A 19,693-nucleotide genomic window follows, 5' to 3' on the forward strand; every position below is an offset into this window, starting at 1 on the left:
TGCCCGGGCGACTATTATAGTCACTTAGAGCATTAACTAACTGTCCACAAGTCAAACTCAGCTCCGGGACGTGTGAACTTGGAACCAAGGATTAGGCCATGGAGCGTACGCCCTGTCCCCACTCTAGACTCGTGTGTTTTCGCGCTGTGGACCCCTAGAACTTATATTGTGCCGGAATGAAGAGAAGCTATGACTGCGCGGTTCAGAGGACTCGCCCAGGGATTCGGCGTCTCTTCTTGACGTGTCGACTAGCCGCAGTGATAGTGGTTACACTCGTCGGGGTGAGACTGGTTGCTGGGTGTACTGACGACTACTGGGACACACAGCAAGTACGGTCTATTCGAACCGAACGTATACCGTGTTTAGTAGTAGTCGAAGCGAGGAAAGAGGCATCCTCATGGTGGCCTCGCTTCGTCTACCGTTGGATGACAATAACGGATCCCTGTTCGGGGGTGGCGGTATGTGACAGACACTGTCTGGTGGTTTCTGTGTTAGCCCTCTTCCGCCATGTCATACTCTATCATGGAAGGTATTAAATCTATGGCATACCATTTGACAACTCTTCGCGGCCCTCAGGTGAACTTAGTAGCCCAGATACAAACAACAATGGAGAGACACTCAATGTCGGTCTTGACGGGAACGACAACCTCAAGCAAAGCGACGAACTCACAGTTGTGTTCGAAGGCGCCCAAAACTCGGCAGCCACCGAGAGATACGACGTAACTCTCCATGTGGGCCCACAGGGCGCCGACGAGACGGACCCAGCGATGCCCTAGATTGAAAGCAAGACCACCTCAACACCGAAAATCAGCCAGTCAACAACAGACACCACGACATCAGAAACCACTTAGTCAACGACGAGTCCGGCTGATGGTGAACCACCCACGGAACCAGCTCCCCTACCGCGCAGGTAGTGACAACGACACAGACGCCAAATGATATCACGAAAGTCGGAATTGACCTCGATGACACCAGTCCCAACGCGACGGTTGATGAAAGCGTCGCCGACGACATCGGTGAGCTGAGTGGCTCCAATGATGGAACCACACTGAATATCGGCCCGGTTGGAACCCATTTCCTTCAGAACGGTGGCGAGGTAGTCGTCGCCTATGAGGATGTCCAAAATCCGCCAGCGGGACAGTATTCTATTTCCGTAGACGTGAATCGCTTCAGGGTCAAGCCTCAAGACAGTTCACTAACGAGTTGGTTTTTATAGACCGGCCATGCAATAACGGATTAATGGGATCGCCACGAGAACTCGTTACCGCCGCAAAGATCGATCTCACTCGGTTACTAGCCACTTGGCGAGGCCTTCTGTTCTCTCGCCAATCAGACGAATATGCCATCGACAACCACTGGCAACTCGGATCGAGCCGGGACCGACTTCTGTTTTGGTTTTGGAGCGCCGTTGGTATTGCTGGCCTCAGCGTTATCTATCCGATTGCTGCGCTCGGGTTCTGGATTCGATATGTGGGACGGCAAATTGACCGGCTCGTTGCAGGCGTTGGAATCCTGGTGATTATCGGATTGATTGGCATCCTCTGGAGCGGATTGACTGCGCTTGCGTGGACAACTCTGTCTACCATCGGGTTTCGAGCAGTTCTTGCTGCAAGTATTGTCGCAACGATCTCAGTCCGGCTCAGTTGGGCCTGTGCCCACTACAACTCACGTACGCTCACATTCGTTGCTGCATACCCGTTTGCCGTTGCCGCTATCTTTCTTCCACCGGTAACGGCAGCCCTCTTCTCACCAGCTATTGGCGAGGTAATTCTTCCGAACAGCGAGCTGTTCGCCGAATGGATTCTTACGAACTTGGTAGTAGGTAATCTTAGCTCAATAATCCGCCAGCAATTCGAGCTTGCTGGATTCGCATTTGTCTGTCTCTGGTTCGGAATCGCGATTCCAATTGGTTGGCTGTTCGCGTTTCTTGTCACGCTCGCAGAAGCCATTCGCCCCAATTCACGAACAAATCAGTCGGTCCCGTATGAACCACGGCAGTAGACCGGTTATCCAACCGGGTGACCAACTGGGGTTGGGTCTTCCGAAAGTTATGGAAAATCTTTCGGAAGGTGGAGGTATACGTGGAGATAGGATCCGGATTAATGTGTGCAGTAACGATTGGGGAGTCCGTTCCTACAGTTGCTACCTCGAGTCGCTCACAGACGTGTCTCGCAACTAGTGTCTTCCCCGTCCCGGTTTCACCCTACTCCTGGACATTATCTGGGATGCTATTTGTCCGCATTTTTCGGAGGTTCTTCGCCAAGAACGTAATGTGATTGTCTTGGCCGACAATTCGATTGGCGTCAGGAACGTTATCATCTCGAGAAACCACGGTTTCTCAAAAATATCTGATTCGTCTTCCACATCCCCCTCATCGACATTCAAAATCTCGTCGACGGTTGTTTGCGTGGAATCGTTGTTTGGTATAGACTGACAATCCCCTCATTCACATATAGGTTACCCGCCCTCGGTGTGATTGAGTTCTCCACCATTCACACTCCGAGGTGTCCTGCTGACTCGGGGCACCCCCCAGAGTGTGAATAAGATTGCCCGCGACGCCAACACGTGTTTTCCTCACTTCAGGTAACCATCTGTCATTTGATCGAGGTCCCGTTGTCGGCTCAACGTATGGGGTGACAAATGAGCCAATCGAAGGCTGTACTGGTATGTAAGATCCATCTCCCGTGTCTCAGCGAGTTCTCGTCGAATGTCCGCCGGTCCCATCCGAGTGGTGACAACACGCTCTCGACAACTCTGACCAGTTGTGTTTGTACGAGACGCCATAGGTCTCGATCTTCTCGTGGGCAAGAGCGACCCGCTCTTGTGGGTTCCTCTCCTTGTCGACGGCCACGTATTCGATATCTTGTCCAGGTGGATGGCAAGATCTCTCTATTCACTCAGCTATCGGTGGCTTGGTAGAGGTAGAGAGCAGAGACGGACAAGATGACTTCTGCTGCTTTGGCCCAAACGGCGTTCCAGTTCAGGCTTCCCCGCATCTGGAACGCAGGTAGGAGTCCCTCAAACCCGCCATAAAAGAAGAAAGCAAGCAATGTGGTGATGGCGTATCCAGCTGCAACGAGGTAGAACTTTCGTCTCCAATATCGGGTGACGTATACAAGGATTCCACCAAGGAAACCGAGTCCATTCAATATGAAGAGGAACCCTAACGTCTGACTGAACTCAATAAACCTTGGCCCGAGTCTCAGATGAATTACTGCAGTAATGACCGCCGCGACAACGGCGATATACTCGGCTGGATGGGAGGGGATCCTCACGAGCGATGCTTTCTCTCCGGAATTAGTAGCCATACCTTCCTGTGCCTGTAACTACAGTAAAGTGTTGGTGTAATTCTCGAAGATAGAGAACGACCAAACACCATGACTAAATAACCCCCACAAGTACAATAATTGGGATTTAAACACGCCCTTCAGGGGAGTTACTAGATCGGAACCCAGTAGAACAAGATAGGTATAGTCATTCACTGACTTTTCTGGGTCACAGACAAGTATCCGTCACAGATGGCGTACCACATCGTGATTCACTAATCAGTTGCGGACGTTCCAAATCAAGCTAGTGCAGGGCCCAGGGGGGACAGCGGTCACTCATAACCGGATAAATCACCGTAGGAATGTTTTAGTCTTAACTAAACACGACCAAATTACAAGCTGCTTCGAATAATTTAAGAAATTTGGTAGCCAATCAAACTAATATGTACAATCTGCTCGGCTTCCAGCGAGACGTCCTTTACCCGAACCTTAACGAACTTGTCGAGAAGGGCTTGATTGAGAAAGGGCAGAACAAACGTCTACACGATTAGCAAGCGGGGAAAACGCGAGATCGAAGCCCGACAAGAATGGGAAGCCCAGTATGTCGACCTTTAATTCAATTGACTAGTGTCGGCTAAGAGAGGATGGCTAGTATTCCGAGGCCCACAAGTACTGCACTTCCGAGGAGACCGATTATAAAAAGAATGGGGTAAAGGGGGTGATTAGTCATTACTTATTACGCTGTTGTATGTCTGTTTTGGAGGTAGTAAGTGTTCACTTGTGTCTGCAGTGAGCAGTCCCCATAAGCATAGAAGTGATTGTATTATTGAGAGTGAAATACTCATCTTCGTTGGTTTGCCCAGTCCGAAGGTCAGTCGTGCAGCTCGTGGCTTGACAGACTGCTTCATGGTATCCTCACTCACCCCTATACGTTGTCATCCTTTATCATTTGGGTGGTAATACATTAAATATTCCCTGCGTGATTCTCATGCATGCTGTCTTGGCAATTCTCCTAGCGTGACCGTCAGGTTCTCGCCGTGTAAGTCCCGATCAACTGGCGACTCGATGGAGTCTACCCAGTCAGCCGGTGTATCCGAAAGCCTGCATTCCCGCAATTCCAGAACGAGTATTCGGAGAGGGGAGCCAATACGTTTATAATCTCCCGCAGCACAGGTTCAGATGTCGCTGGCCGATGGAAGCAGTATTGTCGTTGAGGGCGGCAATCATCACGGCTGACATACCGTAGCCAGCGACTCGCGGCGTTTCGCCACTCCTGCCTGTGGAAGTCGATACGACTATACTCTCGCACAAGAGCTGATGTTGCGAAGATGGTTCTATGATGCACAGGTTTCACTCCTAACCATCCTGAAAGAAGTATCTGAGAGCTACTGAACTCGCCCTTCTGGGAAACCTATCGGAATCCGTTCAGAACTCCGTAGAGAAACCGGCGTTCAGGACAACGGCACCGCTCACGAGCGAGCAAGCCCAGAGAAAACGAGGGGGTAGTCCGGCGGATCGAGACCGTAACTCTTCTTGCGAACGTCAAAAACGAGTTCGCGGTAATCGCCGGTTCGTCGCCGACCTCGTCGTCCATCTCCAGTTGCACGAGGATGTCCACGAGCCGCCAGCAGTTGTACAGCACGCAGGCGAACGCGAAGTTGAAGTACCGGAACCGGTGGTCAGGGCTTTGCGTCTCCGCGAGGAACGTCTTCAGCTTCCGAAATGCGTTCTCGACGCCACAGCGACGCTTGTAGCGCGCTATCAGCCGTCCAATCTGGTGTTTCATCTCTCGGTCGTCCTCGGGGTTGACGTCCACCCACGGGGAAATTCGTCTCGAAGGGCATGGTCGTCGCTTCGACCCTCGCCGGCTCCTCGATCTCCTCTTCTTCGGCAACCTCGTCGAGTAGGTTGCTCAGCGGCGAATCTCCGTTACGACCCTCTGACAGCGGAGTCGTGTCACCGACGCCCTCGAAGTCCTCAATGAGCTCCTGCCGAATCGTCACGTCCGTTCCGTCGTCGCCCTCTTCGCGTTCCCACTCGCGCTTCGGGAGGTAGACCGCCTTCCGCGTCGGCCTGTCGTCAAGCCGCTCCTGTTCGACTACGTCGAAGTCTCGGCCCTGACTGGCGAGCTTGGCAATCTGGTGTTCGTGGTCGCTGCTGGACCGCACCACACCGGGATTGAGGTAGTGGACGTCGTGGTCGTTGAAGGTGTCTTTGACGCCGTCGTTGGCGAATTCGTGTCCATCAGCACGAGATTCAGCCCGGGGACGATGTCGGTGGCGTCCTCAAGGAGATTGTCTACGAGGTCTTCGTGCTTCCGGCCACGGGCGACCGGGATGGCGTCGAGGATGAGCGGGACGTCGTGGCCGACGAGCTTGATGACCGCCCACTGGAAGAACGGGATGTCTTCGCCTTTGTAGCCGAGTAGTCACGGTTCCTGACTTCGGCCGTTGCTGTCGCGGGTGACCTTGCCGCCTCACGGGCTTCCTTTCGTGATGTCGATGGCGGCCATCTGCTTGCGCCCCATCTTGTCCCTCGATTTCGCCCGAGCAACGAGCGTGCGGGCGGTTTCTTGGAGCAGAGTGTGGATGCGCTCAACGCCGAGCGTGCGCGTCCGAAGCCGGTGGGAGTCGCCTGAGGGCGTCCTTACTGCGGGTCGTGTCCTCGGCGAAGGACTGCGCGCCGTCGTTCGGGTGCATGTCGGTCCGCATCCCGAGGCACGCCTGCTGTTCCCAGAACGAGCCCTCCGGGATGGAGGCGTTGCTGGCGCGGTCCAGCCGGAAGCAGTCCTCGAAGATGGCTTCGCGCCTACGAAGAAGGAGCTAGCAGCGAGGAAATCGAGAAGCGCCCGGAACGCCGCACGTTCTCGGTTAACTCCAAGGACGATTACGAGCGAATCTCTAAAACAGTTCTCGGAGTAGCAAACACCTTCGTTGGTAGTTCGGTCCATGCAGGACGCGAGCTTGTTGTGTGTCCGGAGTGTGGGTACGAAGAATCAGTAAACGAGATGGTCTTCTCTAGTGGAGCCGCTCACCACTCCGATACAAGTAGTGAAGATTCTGAATCAGACCACGACGTGATGGCAGAAGAAGCGTGGACGCTACAGCAAGAACTTAATGAGAGCTCTTTGAGTCCCCACCGAATTCTCCGTGAAACACGGGCGGAGAAACGCTCGGAAGCAAATACGGTTACTGTTGGCGGCGGCGAGGACGTGTATGCTGCTGAGACTGCGCTCACTACCGTTCTAGGTGATTCACCCCGCGAATTATCTTCAACTATTCCGGATTATCTGTCGTAAGAACCGGTGACGCTGCGTATTCAACTGTTCTCTGTGTTGGCCTGTGAACCAATAGGTGAGGATGGGCTCACTGACGGACGACGACTTGGATGGCGTGAGCGAGGTGGAGAAGTATCCCAACGGGACGGTTGTCCGTGTGTTCTGCATGCGGACAGATCGAGACGCGTACCCCTCCGGGTGGGCGTACAAGCTTCACTACGGCGCGACGGAACCGGATCCACCTCGCACGCTTGACGATGGGACGATTCGTCGATACGACAACTCCAACAAGGACACAAAAGGCCACGAACTACATGTCGCCACAGACCTGGCCCGGAGACCATCGAGTTCCCCGGGATGGTCGAACTCTGGGAGCGGTTCTGGAGCGAGATTCCGAAATCCGAGTTCGAGGTCAAGTGAGGCCATCACGAGGTGATACCCATGAATGATACCACGCCGCCGCTGCACCCGATGGAGCGCGAACAGCTTCGGGCCGAATCAACCCTCGTCGTAACCGTGAAGTCATCCAGTGAGTTCCACGACGACGTCTCCGTGGAGATCGAGGCACTCGATCAGGGCGATGCAGTGGATTCGACGCCAACGCTCTCGTTTACCAGCTACGACGATCTGATGGAGACGCTGACGCCGCGTGTTCTCGACCTCATCAAAGCCATCCGACAGGAAGAACCAGACAGTATCAACGAGGCTGCGAGGGTTGTTGACAGGGACGTGAAAAACGTCTACGAGGAACTCAGTCGGCTTGCCCAGCTGGGCATCATCTTCTTCGAGGAAGACGGTCAGAGTAAGCGCCCGGTCGTCTGGTTCGACGAACTCGTTATCAACCTCCCGTTCGATTCGGAGGCTGGCGATACGGCTACCGCTGCCCCGTGAAAATCACTAAGCTCTTTTCACTGTTCTGAGGGAAGCCGATATCCTACTCGTGAGCAGGGGTGCGTGCGACCAGTCAGGTAGGTGAGTCACCGCCGCTAGTGTGCATTATTCCCTACCTTCGGAACCCGTCACAAGAGCGTCTCGGGCTGGCGGAAGGCAGTGCTCGTGTGCACCGGCATCCGGAAGCTCTGTAATACTATGTGTGTGTGTCCCCGTTCCCCTCACCAATACCATTCTATGGACAGATCACGGTCTGTCATCACACAGCGGTAACAGCGCGGAAGCCCACTCGTTTACGGTGAGAGGAAGCGCGTACGCTCCGGGCAACAATCCACACTACCGAGCCACACGGGAAGACCAAGAGGTCGCTGACAAACCTCGAGGCCTACGGAAATCAAAAACTCCGTGATCGTGAGCGAGTTTGGCTCGCTTGAACGGCCCCTTGAGGGACAAGGCTTAGCGCTAACCTCAGTTAACTCCTGCCTGTTGTTTTTGATAGGAACGAGCGGAGATATTATCTTGCTGTATTCTCTGAATGGTTGTATGAGCACAACTGCATGGGTCAAGAGATGATTAAAGCGCTCGAAGACCTTCCGCCGAGCGCGAAACTTGTCGCAAAGGTTCTTGAGTATCACGAGGGGCTTACTCAGAGCGAACTCGCCGAGAAAACACTTCTCCCAGACCGAACCGTCCGGTACGCACTCACCCGTCTTGAAGAGGAGGGTCTCGTGGAATCCCGGTATTTGCTCTCCGACGCCCGCAAGCAAGTGTACACGCTTGCCTAAGACGATTGGCCCGCGAGGAATCCCTGCGAATAATTCGTGCAAGACACTCGAATTCGGTTAATGCTGTTTCCTCAAAGCGGGGGAAGAGGGTATTCAAACACGAATAGCCGACACTGCTTTGTCCGATATGGTGGTGAACGAGGCAATACGCGAAAATGGATCTACAAATAGATTAATCAACTATTTCTATCGCTGCTACTGTCATTGGCTAATGTAATTGATTCCGTATCCAGAACGCTTTGAGGACCACGATAATGAGGCACTGTCTAGTTGAGTTAGTTTGAGAAGTGAGCAGGTCGTTGAGGTAATCGACCAAGATGCTCGCAGACCTGCTCAGCGAGAGCTATGACGCGGATTTAGAAGAAACTTGGGAGAACGAGCGGACGGCGACGCCCGTCAGGGCGTTCGCCGTCCGCCTCCACCAAACCGGTTGTTCGCTCAGAGAAACAACAACGATTTTAGCTGAATTAGGCGTTAAACGTTCTCATGGAGCGGTTTGGAACTGGGTACATCGGCTGGCTGACAGCGACTGCGACCCGCCTTCGGCGCAGCCCACGCGGGTCGCGGTTGAAGAGACTGCTGTCAAAATCAACGGTGAGTGGTCTTGGTTGTACGCTGCAATAGACATCGAGACAAAGTTGATTCTTGATGTTGCGTTGTTTGGGTCGCATGGCACCGATCCAGCAGCTGCGTTCCTCACTCGACTTGACGAGAAACACGATCTCTCCGAGGCTGAGTTTCTCGTCGATCAATTCGGGTATCGGACTGCCCTTGCTCGATTAGGGTTGAGCGGTCGGGTCAACTATACCGACCGAAACCTCATCGAAAAATGGTTTCACACGCTCAAAATGCGGATCGACCGCTTCCATAATTCGTGGGTGGGCAGTCGGTCGAGCGTTCACGAATGGCTTGAACAGTTCATGCATTACTACAACCGCCAAAGACCGCATCAAGCACTCGATGGAAAGACGCCGGTCGAGGAGGTGCTGAACTAGACAGTGCCGATAATGACGTCCTTTCGGGAGAACAACATTCCATCACTGAATCAAATATATTTCTCGGCAGGATCTTCGGGGGAAAGCAGATATTAACCGAAGCAACGAGATAATATGCATAATGGCGGAGTCAGACACTCCACAAAACGATGCACCATCCCTAGTTGGTCGCCTACTCTTCTCAAGTGGGTTGCTCACCTTAGCAATCCGTAATCTAACAAACCTTGAGGGGCGAATTTCGTACGCTGACGCCAAGGGTGTTCCATATGCTGAACAGTTAGTTCCAGCAGCGAGCGGTCTGCTTCTTGGGGGAGTATCGGCGTTGGGACGTGGACCTTGCCACGATTGTCCGCTGGAAGTATAAGTGCGTTCTTCATCGGTGTAACCCCACTTATGCATGATTTCTGGGCTGTCGACGAAGACGCACGTGGCGAGGAAATTACGTCCTTCCTGCAGAACTTGGCTCTCCTTGGCGCTGCCATCGCGTTCTTCCGGCGAGCCAACCAGTGACATCCTCCCCGTCGTGAACGACGCGGCTTCCCGTCCCGCAGGGTGGACTGTTTGCTGGTCTACGACACGGCCGGTTCTCTCAAGCGGACCGTCGCGCTCTCGCGGTTGAACCGGTGTGTCGATGACTGTGTTACGGAAAATCAAGAAGAAAGCCTCCCCCTTCAGGGCGGGAAGGATGCCAATCGTGTTCCTCGATGTACTCGTCAAGTCGCTCTCGATGACTCGGCTGAGGATGGGGCCGCTTTGACCGGGCCACAAGACAGCCACACCGATGCTGACACCAAGCAGACGACGCCTGGAACGGATGCATCTTGAAACCACAGGGTCGTTGCACTCGGCCTGAAATCCCGTGGCGAGATTCCCACGTCTTTACGCGCAGGAGGAGGTCAAATGACTGCGTGTGCGCTGGTCGAGATGGTCGCGTTCGCCGCCGGTGACTTTTCCGGTCGCTCCCACGAGACGTGTCCAGTCATCCACTTCGTGCGTCAACTACCCCACCCTACTTCGCTCACTCAGAGTTGAGTCCAGCCGCTTCGAGGGCTGCTTCCCAAGACCCGAATCGGAGGCGGTAGCGTTTGGCTGAATACGCGCCATGTGTATCTACCTGGCCTGTTGAGGGGCGAGAGTCATCAATCTCGGCTGCAACGCGGCGTAATTCGGCTATTAGGTCTTCAGCCGGGATTTTATTCGCTGGCTGTGGTGTTCGTGGTTCTCGCGGTTCAAGTCCAGCCTGTTCGAGCGCGTTCGACCACGATCCAAACCGGTTTTTATACGTCCACGCGGAATACTCTCCTTCTGCATCCATCTGAGAGGTCGATGGTGGCGGGTCTTCAACCTCGCGCGCAAGCCGTTGTAGTTCAGCAAGTAAGTCCTCAGTTGGGATTTTTTGCGGCGTCCGTTCTTCAAGGCCGGCCGCAGCAATTGCATCCGGCCACGATTCGAAGTGCTGGTAATAGGTATCCACGGAATAATGCCCCACCTCGTTCATCTGTGATGTCGACGGCGTTTCACCAAGCGATTCTGCGACCCGTCTGAGTTCAGCACGCAATTCCTCGCGAGAACTCGAGCTCGTGAAGTAGGGCTCTAATCCGGCTGTAGCTAGTGCATTTGCCCACGACCCAAAGCGCTCATAGTACGCGGAATCATGTTCGCCGCCAAGCTCACGATATTCGGTGGCTGTTGGAGAATGGCCAAGGGCGTCCGCAAGCACACGTAAATCCTCTAGTAATTCCTCATCGCTCCACGATGACATACGTCGGTCTACGTCGCGTGCGTGTATGAATCTTGTAGTTCTTCGGAAGCCTTCCTAGAGGCTATGTCCATATATTTGTGTGTCGTTTGTTCACATTCCCTATTCGGGCTAGAGTAGGTGTCTCCCCGGTTCTCGCGTCGAACGACACACAAAGCATTTACCCAAGACCGCTGTAGTAGTGCTTGCCCCTACCTTGCCCCTCGCTTCGCTGAGGGCTCCACAGTACCCCTTTGGGGGACTCGGAAATCAGCGAGCAACTAACGCAACCTATGACAAGCAAATCAGACAAGCTCCGCGCGGTCTTCCTGACTGCGCTGATGATCGGCAGCGTCTTCGCGGCCGGCATCGCGTTCACAGGAAGTGCTGCTGCGGCGTCTAACCCGACGGGCACCATCACGCCCGCTACGGTTGACGAAGATACATCGAATCTTCATAATGTAACGCTCACCGCTGATGGCATTAACACCAGCGGTAATGGTAACCAAAAATTCTCGCTTCGTCTCCCCAGTGCGTTGAACCTGTCCAGTACCCAGGTGACGAACTTCAACGTTAACCAGGGAAGCGTCAACTACCAGGGAGACAATAATGTTGACTCCACGAACAACATCATCAACGTCACCACAACTGACGATTCGGGAGCCAACAGTGAGACGGTCAGCGTTTCCTTCGACATCACAAACGTCGCCACACCGTCGATCAATGGCGATGATCTGACTGCACAAGCTCAGTTCGGCGTTGACGTTGACGACAGTGGTTCTATCGGTGACGTCAGCGGAGACGTTTCGTACACCGATATTCAGCAGCTGACCGTCGAGAATACTGATGGTAGTTCCAACCCGTCCTTCAACACGGACGGCCGTCTTTCCGGCGGCACTTATAACGCCGACACCAGCGAGTGGTCGCCGGCTGACGGTGAAGGTGGCGTCGGCGACGGCGCGACCGTCTACCAGGGCGAGGACGACATCGTGTTCGTCGACAGTAGCGGCGATGAAGTTAGCCCCGGCCAGTTCGAACGCACAAGTGGTGCCAGCGAAGGCGAAGTCCTCCAGATGCCGATTCCGCGGGACGCAGCCACCGGCACCTACTCGGCCAACTCTAACTTCAACGTGACGGTGCAGACGCCGCGCGTGTCGATGCTGGAAGTCTGGAACAGCGAGGAAGCTGACGTTAGCGGTGGCCTGCTCACGACGGGCGAAACTGCAACCGTCGAAGCAGACTACAACTACGACGACGCTGAAAACCTCGAGCTCACCGTCGAAGACGAAGACGGCCTCGATGTCACCAACGAAATCCTCGCCAGCAGCCAGAGCGCAACTCTGAACAACAACGGTGACGTGTCCTTCGACATCAACCCGGGTAACGTTGATGCCGGCGACTACACGTTCACCGTCGCAGGGACTGACGACCTCGATTACGGCGAGGCAACGCAGACCGTCTCCGTGACGATTTCCTCGTCGCAGACGGCCTCCCTGAACCTGGCCTCCGACGAGGTCACCCAGGGTGAAAACCTCCAGTACACCGTCGAAAACAGCCCGGAAGGCAACGTCCACGTTGTCGCCATCGAGGAAGGTGACTTCCGCGACAACATCGACGACGCGAACGTTCAGAAGATCTTCCGGAACGTCGGTGACACGCTCCACACGAACAAGACCGACGACCTCGCATACGCGGTCGTTGAAATCGACGGCGGAAACGGTGTCGGGTCCATCGAGACGCAGTACCTCAGCGACGCCTCGATTGACATCGACCTCTACCCCGCCAACAACAGCGACACCGACTACATCTACGGCAACAACACGGTCAACAAGACCGCACTCGATAACCTCGAAACTGACGACGACGAGTCCTTCGACGTGAACGAAGGGACGGTCTCCCTCGACAGCCCGACGGGTTCGTACGTCGTGGGCTCCGAGGTTACGGTGAACGGGACCGCCAACGAGGGTACCGACGAAGTCGCAATCTACGCTCGCGACAACAACGACTACGAACTCGTCCAAATCGACGGCGAAGATACGATCGAAGTCGATAGTGACGATACCTTCGAAGAGGACAGCATCGTCCTCACCGGTAGCGATGGCGAGTATGGTAACAACCTGCTGTCGCTGCCCGGAACCTACCGGGTCGGTGTCATTGACGCCCAGGATGCGGGTATCAACGCCACCGGGTCCGTTAACAACACGCTAACGACCTCGGACTTCAACGGCGGCGTTAGCAGCACGGTGTCGCTGACGGTGACGGACACCGAGCTGAACGGGTCGTTCGAGACGTACAACGGCCAGGTCGCCAGCGAAGACCAACAGGTTGACGTCTCCGGGACTGCCCCCGGCAAGAACCAGCTGACGGTTGCCTTCGTTGACAGCCGCGGCAACGTTAATGCCGAAACGATTTCGGTTGACAACGACGGCACCTTCGACCAGGACGACCTCTCCCTGGCCAACATGAACGAAGGTAGCACGGTGTCTGCCCACATCCTCTCGTCGGGTCGCGACGATACCTTCGGTGAGAATGGTAACTTTGGTGGCGACACCTTTGTTGAGGCAATTCGCGGCTACGGTGCCGGTAGTAGTACTGGCGAGCAGGTCCGCGAGCAGATTCTGTCGAACTCGGTTGACGACACGGCCAGCGACGACCTGATCGTCACCGAAGAGTTCCGGTTCGTCTCCGGTCTGACGACGATCGAATCGGTTGAAGGTGTCGAGACTGGTGGTACCATGACGGTTACTGGGACCACCAACCGCGCACCTGACGACAACACGATTACCGTCGAGCTCCTCGACGAGAACGGTGACTCCGTGCAGGTCACCGGAACGGACGAGTGGGACACGAGCGGCCAGTGGTCCGTTGAGATGAGCCTCGCGAACGTCGAGCCTGGCGAGTACACGGTCGAGTCCGACGACGGTGATAGCACTGACCGTCAGGACGTTGAGATCGTCGAAGCAGCCCAGGAAACCACGGAAGCTCCGTCCACCACGGAAGCTCCGTCCACCACGGAAGCTCCGTCCACCACGGAAGCTCCGTCCACCACGGAAGCTCCGTCCACCACGGAAGCTCCCGCGGAGACCACGGACGATAGTGGTTCCTCCGGCAGCGGCATCCCCGGCTTCGGCATGGGCATCGCGCTCATCGCCGTGCTCGGTGCTGCCCTGCTGGCACTCCGCCAGAACTAACCAACACGACTGACCGCTCGTAAGGCGGTCCACGCAACGCCGTATTTTCTTTTGATGTGATGCTCCACTCATCAGCGGTAGCGCCACGCATCGTCTTGGTTCACTTGCTGTAGGCCGGACAAGAGGTGTTCTTGTGGTGGAAGACAGGGATTGGGTTGGGTTCTTCGGCCTGTGAACGGGAAGAGCAGAAGAAAGAGAGCGGTGTTGGGGTTTCCGTAATGGCTTTACTGTGGGGGTTTGTGTGATTTGATAGGGTCCAGTTGGAGGACTGGGCCTACGGTACGGGTAGGGCCGTCGCCTCGCCACCACGCGAGGTGTTTTTTCCTCTCAGTCAAGTCCCACCACACGGGTTGTGTAAGTCTCTCACCGAGGGCTGCCCTCGGACACCGTCCACACTATTCTAATCATCCAGTAACGCCGCGCTCGAACGAGAAAACAGCACGTACCCGGCCAATCCCACGAGATCTTACTTAATGGTGTGGATGGCACTGTCTAGTTAAGTGAGTGTGAGAAGTGAGCGTGTCGTTGAGTAACTTGTCCAGAGATGCTCACAGACCTGCTCAGTAAGAGCTATAAACCAGATTTAGACGAATCTTGGGAGAACGAGCGGACGGCGACGTTCAGGAGAGTAAAGCTCTCCTGAAGCCATCAGAACCCACTGGGTTTTGAGGACGCCCGTCAGGGCGTTCGCCGTTCACCTCCATCAGACCGGTTGTCACTTCGAGAAACAAAAGAGATTCTTCGCTTATTCGGCGTGGAACTCCTCACCAAGTAATCTTTCAGTGGATACACCGCGTATCTGATATCGTTGGCAACCCACCGACGGCGTAGCCATGCGGGTCGCCGTTGACGAGACTGCTGTCAAGAGTAACAGGGAATAATCTTGGTTGTATGCTGCAATAGACTTCGCCACAAAGCTGAGCCTCGACGTCGAATTGTTTGGGTCGCATGGCACCGATCCAGCGGCCGCGTTCTTCGCTGGACTCCGCGAGAAACACGATCTCTCTGAGGCGGGTTTCTCGTTGATCAGTTCGGGTATCGGACTACCCTTGCTCAAGTAGGATTGAGCGGTCGGGTTGACTATACCGACCGAACCCGCATCGAAAATGGGTTCACACCCTCAAAATATGGGTTGACCGCTTCCATACCTCGTGGGTGGGCAGTTGGTCCAGCGTCCACGAATGACTTGAGCAATTCATGCATTACTACAACCGCCAACGACCGCATCAAGCTCTCGATGGAAACACGCCAGCTGAGGAAGTGCAGAACTAGACAGTGCCTCCACTTCGAATCGTTTACAAAACCGACTAGCCAACGAGAATGACATGTACGACTTGACTGGATTCCAGCGGGACGTCCTCTACGCCGTTGCTGGGCTCGACGAACCACACGGCCTCGGCATCAAAGACGAACTCGACAACTACTACGAATCCGAGGTCAACCACGGCCACCTCTATCCAAGCCTCGACGAGCTCGCTGGCAAGGGCTTGATTGAGAAAGACCAGAAAAACGCACGAACAAACGTCTACACGATTACCGAGCGAGGCGAGCGCGAGATTGAAGCGCGATGGGAGTGGGAAGCCCAGTACACCGAAGCTTAGCCACACCCGAACAAACCATCCCGGCAGACCGTCCAGGGCAGGAGGGTGAGCGGTCGGTGGGTGCTAGTGCGGGCCTCACGCTCGTAGCGGATTGTATCCGGGCCCACAAGGTTGTCCAGGGAGTGGCCAGACGTCGGGGTCCATTCGGTGATTTGGTTGTGGTTCGCGTTCCAGTGAGTGTCGATACTTGTTGAGGGTGGTTGTGAGTTGAGTTCTAGGATTTGTTTGGATGGGCCTTGGGGGTGGTTTGAGGATGGTGGAATACTTTGAAGCCAGTGTGGGTGTGCCCCCTCTTTCAAGCTCGCGGCGAATCGTATCCAAATCCACAAGCCGCTCCCGCAAATGGCCCAACGCCCGCAATTCCTCGACGAGTCGCCCGTACTCCGTGACAAGGTCGTCGACCGCTCCCTTAACACGTGTTGACGTTTAGCGAGGATGTTTGTTTCGGCGTCGAATGTGGGGTCCTGTGAGGATGACTATTCACGTCTTAACCAACACTCGGCGCGATTTGACTGATGATGTTGGTTAAACTGGGGGTTGCTTGCTAGCTGAGACATACTTATGAATGTGTGAAATGAAGTATTGAATTGAGAATGTGTGTGAAGCAGAGTCTGAAAAAGTAGTATCCGTCTCGTCACGTGGGCAAGCCACGATCCTGAAGGAGTTCCACGAGCAATTAGGCATCGACACGCCCGGCCGCGTCAAATTCATTCAAACCAAAGATGGCGACATCGTCGTTCGCCCTATCCACTCGGTGACAGACCTGCGTGGGGTTCTAGAAGGGAAGACCGACGAGGAGGGCCACTCGACAACCGAACACCTCCAGAAGGAACGCACAGCGGACAAAGCCAGTGAAGAGGAGTTACAGCAGCGCTACACCGGTGACGACGAGACTGATACATGACGGACGGGGCTGAGATTCCCGACACAATCGTTTTCGACGCTGAACCACTCATCGCCTACTTCTGCAACGAACCCGGGAGCGACACCGTAGAGACGTACATCGAGGCCGTTGAAGGCGCAGCAGACGGCTATATTTCGGCGATTAATCTCACTGAGGTTCGAATTACTGAAAGTAGGCGCTAAGGCCCCTTCCTCAACGAACGAGCGAAGCGAGTGAGTAGGGAGGGGATACAGCGCCGCACGAGTATCAAACACGTCCGACGCTCGGCCCACAGGCCCACGCAATCGCAACAACTATACGCACAGGTGCGCATAGTGCGTATGTAGTGAGGCGGAAGAACATCACCATCCGCGAAGACCAAGCCGAGTGGGTCGAGGAGAACCACCTCAACCTCTCGTCGTTCGTTCGCGGACAACTTGACGAACTCATCGAAGAACGCTCGTGAACTACAACTACAGGTATCGACTCCGACCGCCCGATGCTCTCGAAGAGCAGTTAGCGTGGACTGTCGATACCTGTAGACAGGTCTACAACCACTTCCTTCATCGACTCAACCGCACCGACGACACCTCGGCATACAGCGAACAGAAACTCCTGCCGAGTCTCAAGAAGTGGTGGGACGACCTGAAACAAGTTCACTCGAAGGTACTTCAGAAAGTCGTGCAACGGCTGTACGACAACCTCTCGACGCTTCGCGGTCGCAAAGAGAACGGCTATCGCGTCGGTCAACTCAAGTGGAAAGCGCCGGGCGAGTACCGCAGTTTCACCTACAGTCAATCCGGCTTCAAGTTCAAAAACACGAGCGGTCGGACGCGACTGTGGCTCTCGAAACTCGGAGAACTTCCCATCACTTTCCACCGCGACCTCCCCGACGACGCCGACATTAAGACCGTCACGGTCAAGCAGGAACCGACCGGGAAGTGGTACGCCATCCTCGGCGTCGAAACCCCGGACGACCCACCTGCGAAACCCGAGAATCCTGAGAAGTGCGTCGGCATCGACGTAGGAATTCTCAAGTACGCTCACGACACCGACGGCACCGCCATCGAATCACTCGACCTCTCGGACGAGCGCGAGCGGTTGGAACGCGCACAGCGTGACCTCTCGCGGAAACAGAACGGGTCTGCGAATTGGGAGGAACAGCGTCGAGTCGTGGCCGAACGCCACGCTGACCTGAAACAGAAACGTCGTGACTTCCTGCACAAGTTGTCGAACTACTACGCTCGGGAGTACAACCTCGTGGCGGTCGAAGACCTCGATGCAAAGGGTTTGGTCGAACTACCGGGTAACTCTCGGAACCGAGCGGGGGCGGCGTGGGGGACGTTCCTGCGGATGCTCGAATACAAGTGTGAACGCGAAGGAACGCACTTCGTCGCGGTGAATCCTCGCGGGACGACCAAAGAGTGTGCGTCCTGCGGCGTCTCGACGGAGAAGCCGCTATGGGTGCGCGAACACTCGTGTCCGGCGTGTGGGTTCGAGGCGGATAGAGACGCGAACGCGGCGTGGAACATTCTTTCCCGCGGTATCAAGAAGCGGTTAGGAGCGGGACGCTCCGAATCAACGCCTGTGGAGACTGCGCTTCCTGTGGATACGCCTGTATCTGCAAAGCGCGTCATAGAAACAGGAAGCCCCACCCTCAAGCGCGAGCCGTCAGGCGAGCGGTAGGGTGGGGTAGTTCACATCGTCCGTGCGATTGACGGCGAGAAGCGCGCTGATGCCGTCGTCGACGTCCTCGAGGAAAGCGGGATCCGTCGCGTCGACACCGAACAGACCTGGGCGTCAGCAGCCGAGTTCAAATTCCGGGACTCGCCGGCGCTTGGTGATGCGTTTGCGCTTAGAACTGTCGTCCACGTTGACGGGATGCTTCTCGTTGGTGCCGATGGTGACTACGATGACGTTGCTGATGTCGTGATCACTCGGTTCCGGACTGAATCAGCGTGACTGCCCTATGTTGGTTCGAGGAATACGCTGGCCTGACGGCGTCCGAGACGCGTGCGTCTTGTGTGGGAACTGTTCAGCTACAACAATGCCAGTGTTCGCTTCCCGGTTTCCGAGTTGCCTGGTAGACTGACGGGCGCGGTGGTCCCAGCGAACCCCAACGAAGCAAGCACTGCAAGGTACGGAACACGAGTCGCGGGCAGCGAGGGACGAAGTCCCTCGGGCCGTTCGAACGGGCCGACGGCTCGCGAGTAGACGCTGAGACCACCGCGGGCATTCTGGGGGTTGTCGATAGCTCCAGTTGCAACCGCTCACCTGCACAAGCCGTTCCGTCAAGAACACAGTGATACGGAAGTCAGGCCGATAGCACGGCCTGCGCGCTTCGAGTAAGTCAACGACGACTGGTCGGGGATACCACACCCTTACGGCAATCCCGACGAAGCGCGCACGAACCTGCAAGTTACCGCTGTAGGTCGGTCGCCGTCGCGGAGGGGTACTCGCTCTTTAGCGTGGGCGACGGTCACGGGAGCTGTATCGAGACGCTACTGCCAACGACGTACGCGGCCACGATTGTCCCGATGCCAATCGTGAGTGACACACAGTTTGCAATCGGATCCGCTGCCTGCACCCACCCTAGCCGGTAGGTCGTCTTGGAATACGGCGTCCAGGACTGCATTCCCACCGGCGTTAATGCCTCCGCTGGAGAGGAAAGATCAACGTCACGGTGACGACAATAGTGCTGATTACGCCGATCCCAGCCCGGCCAACATGCCCTGAGAGCTGCCAGCGAATGCCCAAAGATGCCCGCAAGAATGCCAACGCCGACAGCAAACTAGGAGAGATTCACAGACCGTAGCGAACGCATCGAAGATACCATCAAGAGTGAATTGACCGTGGTTGGTGTTGGAGTTGTTGGATGCACCCCCGTTCCCAGAACGCCGAGCGTTCTGGTGTGTAAACGAGCCGTTCCGTGTCTTGTCACATCCCCAGGTTTGGGTTCCAATGTACGCACAAGACCTGTGGCCCTGTTGAACGCGGTGAATCACCTCGGAGTCAAGCCCCGAAGGTATTCCCATCGGTCCCGTGTAAACGGCGGGAGGATCCCCT

The 19,693-nt window shown here is 55.5% G+C and carries 12 protein-coding genes and 5 pseudogenes; 13 read left to right on the forward strand and 4 right to left on the reverse strand.

Annotated features, from left to right (window positions below):
- The first annotated feature begins 913 nt into the window (after positions 1 to 913).
- A complete protein-coding gene (locus AVZ66_RS16460; RefSeq protein ID WP_157575740.1) occupies positions 914 to 1,216 on the forward strand; it encodes a hypothetical protein in 303 nt (100 codons plus the stop codon).
- Between the two features lie 23 nt (positions 1,217 to 1,239).
- A complete protein-coding gene (locus tag AVZ66_RS16465) occupies positions 1,240 to 2,001 on the forward strand; it encodes a hypothetical protein (protein ID WP_157575742.1) in 762 nt (253 codons plus the stop codon).
- Between the two features lie 666 nt (positions 2,002 to 2,667).
- Here the strand turns inward: AVZ66_RS16465 and AVZ66_RS16980 are convergent.
- From AVZ66_RS16980 to AVZ66_RS15170, 3 genes and pseudogenes are all read right to left on the reverse strand, one after another.
- Positions 2,668 to 2,872, reverse strand: a pseudogene (locus AVZ66_RS16980) (DNA polymerase I); the annotation flags it as partial.
- Positions 2,873 to 2,897: 25 nt separating this feature from the next.
- The gene (locus AVZ66_RS15165) at positions 2,898 to 3,308 is read right to left on the reverse strand and encodes a hypothetical protein (protein ID WP_058985007.1); all 411 of its coding nucleotides are present in this window, start codon (positions 3,306 to 3,308) and stop codon (positions 2,898 to 2,900) included.
- Between the two features lie 1,427 nt (positions 3,309 to 4,735).
- Positions 4,736 to 6,064, reverse strand: a pseudogene (locus tag AVZ66_RS15170) (ISNCY family transposase); the annotation flags it as partial.
- Positions 6,065 to 6,625: 561 nt separating this feature from the next.
- On the opposite strand from AVZ66_RS15170, the pseudogene AVZ66_RS16985 reads away from it, so the two are divergent.
- The 5 genes and pseudogenes from AVZ66_RS16985 to AVZ66_RS17215 all read left to right on the forward strand — a co-directional run bounded on the left by AVZ66_RS16985 (position 6,626) and on the right by AVZ66_RS17215 (position 9,724).
- Positions 6,626 to 6,963 (forward strand): annotated as a pseudogene (locus tag AVZ66_RS16985) (DUF6516 family protein).
- Between the two features lie 21 nt (positions 6,964 to 6,984).
- A complete protein-coding gene (locus AVZ66_RS15175; protein ID WP_058985008.1) occupies positions 6,985 to 7,434 on the forward strand; it encodes a hypothetical protein in 450 nt (149 codons plus the stop codon).
- 557 nt (positions 7,435 to 7,991) lie between these two features.
- Entirely contained in the window at positions 7,992 to 8,219 is a 228-nt protein-coding gene (locus tag AVZ66_RS15180; protein WP_058985009.1) for a helix-turn-helix domain-containing protein, read from the forward strand.
- Positions 8,220 to 8,536: 317 nt separating this feature from the next.
- Positions 8,537 to 9,214 (forward strand): IS6 family transposase, encoded by a 678-nt coding sequence (locus tag AVZ66_RS15185; RefSeq protein ID WP_058985010.1) that lies wholly within the window; start codon positions 8,537 to 8,539, stop codon positions 9,212 to 9,214.
- Between the two features lie 121 nt (positions 9,215 to 9,335).
- Positions 9,336 to 9,724: pseudogene (locus tag AVZ66_RS17215) on the forward strand (DoxX family protein).
- 508 nt (positions 9,725 to 10,232) lie between these two features.
- Here AVZ66_RS17215 and AVZ66_RS16470 read toward each other — a convergent pair.
- Complete coding sequence (locus AVZ66_RS16470; protein WP_157575744.1) at positions 10,233 to 10,976, reverse strand: homing endonuclease associated repeat-containing protein; 744 nt, start codon at positions 10,974 to 10,976, stop codon at positions 10,233 to 10,235.
- 269 nt (positions 10,977 to 11,245) lie between these two features.
- Between AVZ66_RS16470 and csg the strand changes: the two genes are divergently transcribed.
- The 6 genes and pseudogenes from csg (at position 11,246) to AVZ66_RS15220 (ending at position 18,313) form a co-directional block, all read left to right on the forward strand.
- A complete protein-coding gene (csg, locus tag AVZ66_RS15200; RefSeq protein ID WP_082678917.1) occupies positions 11,246 to 14,143 on the forward strand; it encodes an HVO_2072 family ArtA-dependent S-layer glycoprotein in 2,898 nt (965 codons plus the stop codon).
- Between the two features lie 544 nt (positions 14,144 to 14,687).
- Positions 14,688 to 15,415: pseudogene (locus AVZ66_RS15980) on the forward strand (IS6 family transposase).
- A gap of 53 nt (positions 15,416 to 15,468) precedes the next feature.
- The gene (locus AVZ66_RS15205) at positions 15,469 to 15,744 is read left to right on the forward strand and encodes a PadR family transcriptional regulator (protein ID WP_058985012.1); all 276 of its coding nucleotides are present in this window, start codon (positions 15,469 to 15,471) and stop codon (positions 15,742 to 15,744) included.
- Positions 15,745 to 16,339: 595 nt separating this feature from the next.
- A complete protein-coding gene (locus AVZ66_RS15210; RefSeq protein WP_058985013.1) occupies positions 16,340 to 16,648 on the forward strand; it encodes an AbrB/MazE/SpoVT family DNA-binding domain-containing protein in 309 nt (102 codons plus the stop codon).
- Positions 16,645 to 16,830, forward strand: a complete 186-nt coding sequence (locus AVZ66_RS15215) for a hypothetical protein (protein WP_231727232.1) — start codon at positions 16,645 to 16,647, stop codon at positions 16,828 to 16,830. The genes AVZ66_RS15210 and AVZ66_RS15215 overlap by 4 nt, the downstream gene beginning before the upstream one ends.
- Positions 16,831 to 17,089: 259 nt before the next feature.
- Positions 17,090 to 18,313 carry an RNA-guided endonuclease TnpB family protein gene (locus tag AVZ66_RS15220; protein WP_058985014.1) on the forward strand — a complete coding sequence of 408 codons (1,224 nt, stop codon included), beginning with the start codon at positions 17,090 to 17,092 and terminating at the stop codon, positions 18,311 to 18,313.
- Positions 18,314 to 19,693: the final 1,380 nt, after the last annotated feature.

Source organism: Halobacterium sp. CBA1132 (assembly GCF_001485535.1).
Taxonomy (GTDB): Archaea; Halobacteriota; Halobacteria; order Halobacteriales; family Halobacteriaceae; genus Halobacterium.

What these genes read in the sequence shown, in the direction of transcription:
- csg (WP_082678917.1), top strand. Translation starts at nt 11,246, where the DNA reads ATGACAAGCAAATCAGACAAGCTCCGCGCGGTCTTCCTGACTGCGCTG.
- AVZ66_RS15185 (WP_058985010.1), top strand. Translation starts at nt 8,537, where the DNA reads ATGCTCGCAGACCTGCTCAGCGAGAGCTATGACGCGGATTTAGAAGAA.
- AVZ66_RS16470 (WP_157575744.1), bottom strand. Translation starts at nt 10,976, where the DNA reads ATGTCATCGTGGAGCGATGAGGAATTACTAGAGGATTTACGTGTGCTT.
- AVZ66_RS15205 (WP_058985012.1), top strand. Translation starts at nt 15,469, where the DNA reads ATGTACGACTTGACTGGATTCCAGCGGGACGTCCTCTACGCCGTTGCT.
- AVZ66_RS15175 (WP_058985008.1), top strand. Translation starts at nt 6,985, where the DNA reads ATGAATGATACCACGCCGCCGCTGCACCCGATGGAGCGCGAACAGCTT.
- AVZ66_RS15215 (WP_231727232.1), top strand. Translation starts at nt 16,645, where the DNA reads ATGACGGACGGGGCTGAGATTCCCGACACAATCGTTTTCGACGCTGAA.
- AVZ66_RS15165 (WP_058985007.1), bottom strand. Translation starts at nt 3,308, where the DNA reads ATGGCTACTAATTCCGGAGAGAAAGCATCGCTCGTGAGGATCCCCTCC.
- AVZ66_RS15180 (WP_058985009.1), top strand. Translation starts at nt 7,992, where the DNA reads ATGGGTCAAGAGATGATTAAAGCGCTCGAAGACCTTCCGCCGAGCGCG.
- AVZ66_RS16465 (WP_157575742.1), top strand. Translation starts at nt 1,240, where the DNA reads ATGGGATCGCCACGAGAACTCGTTACCGCCGCAAAGATCGATCTCACT.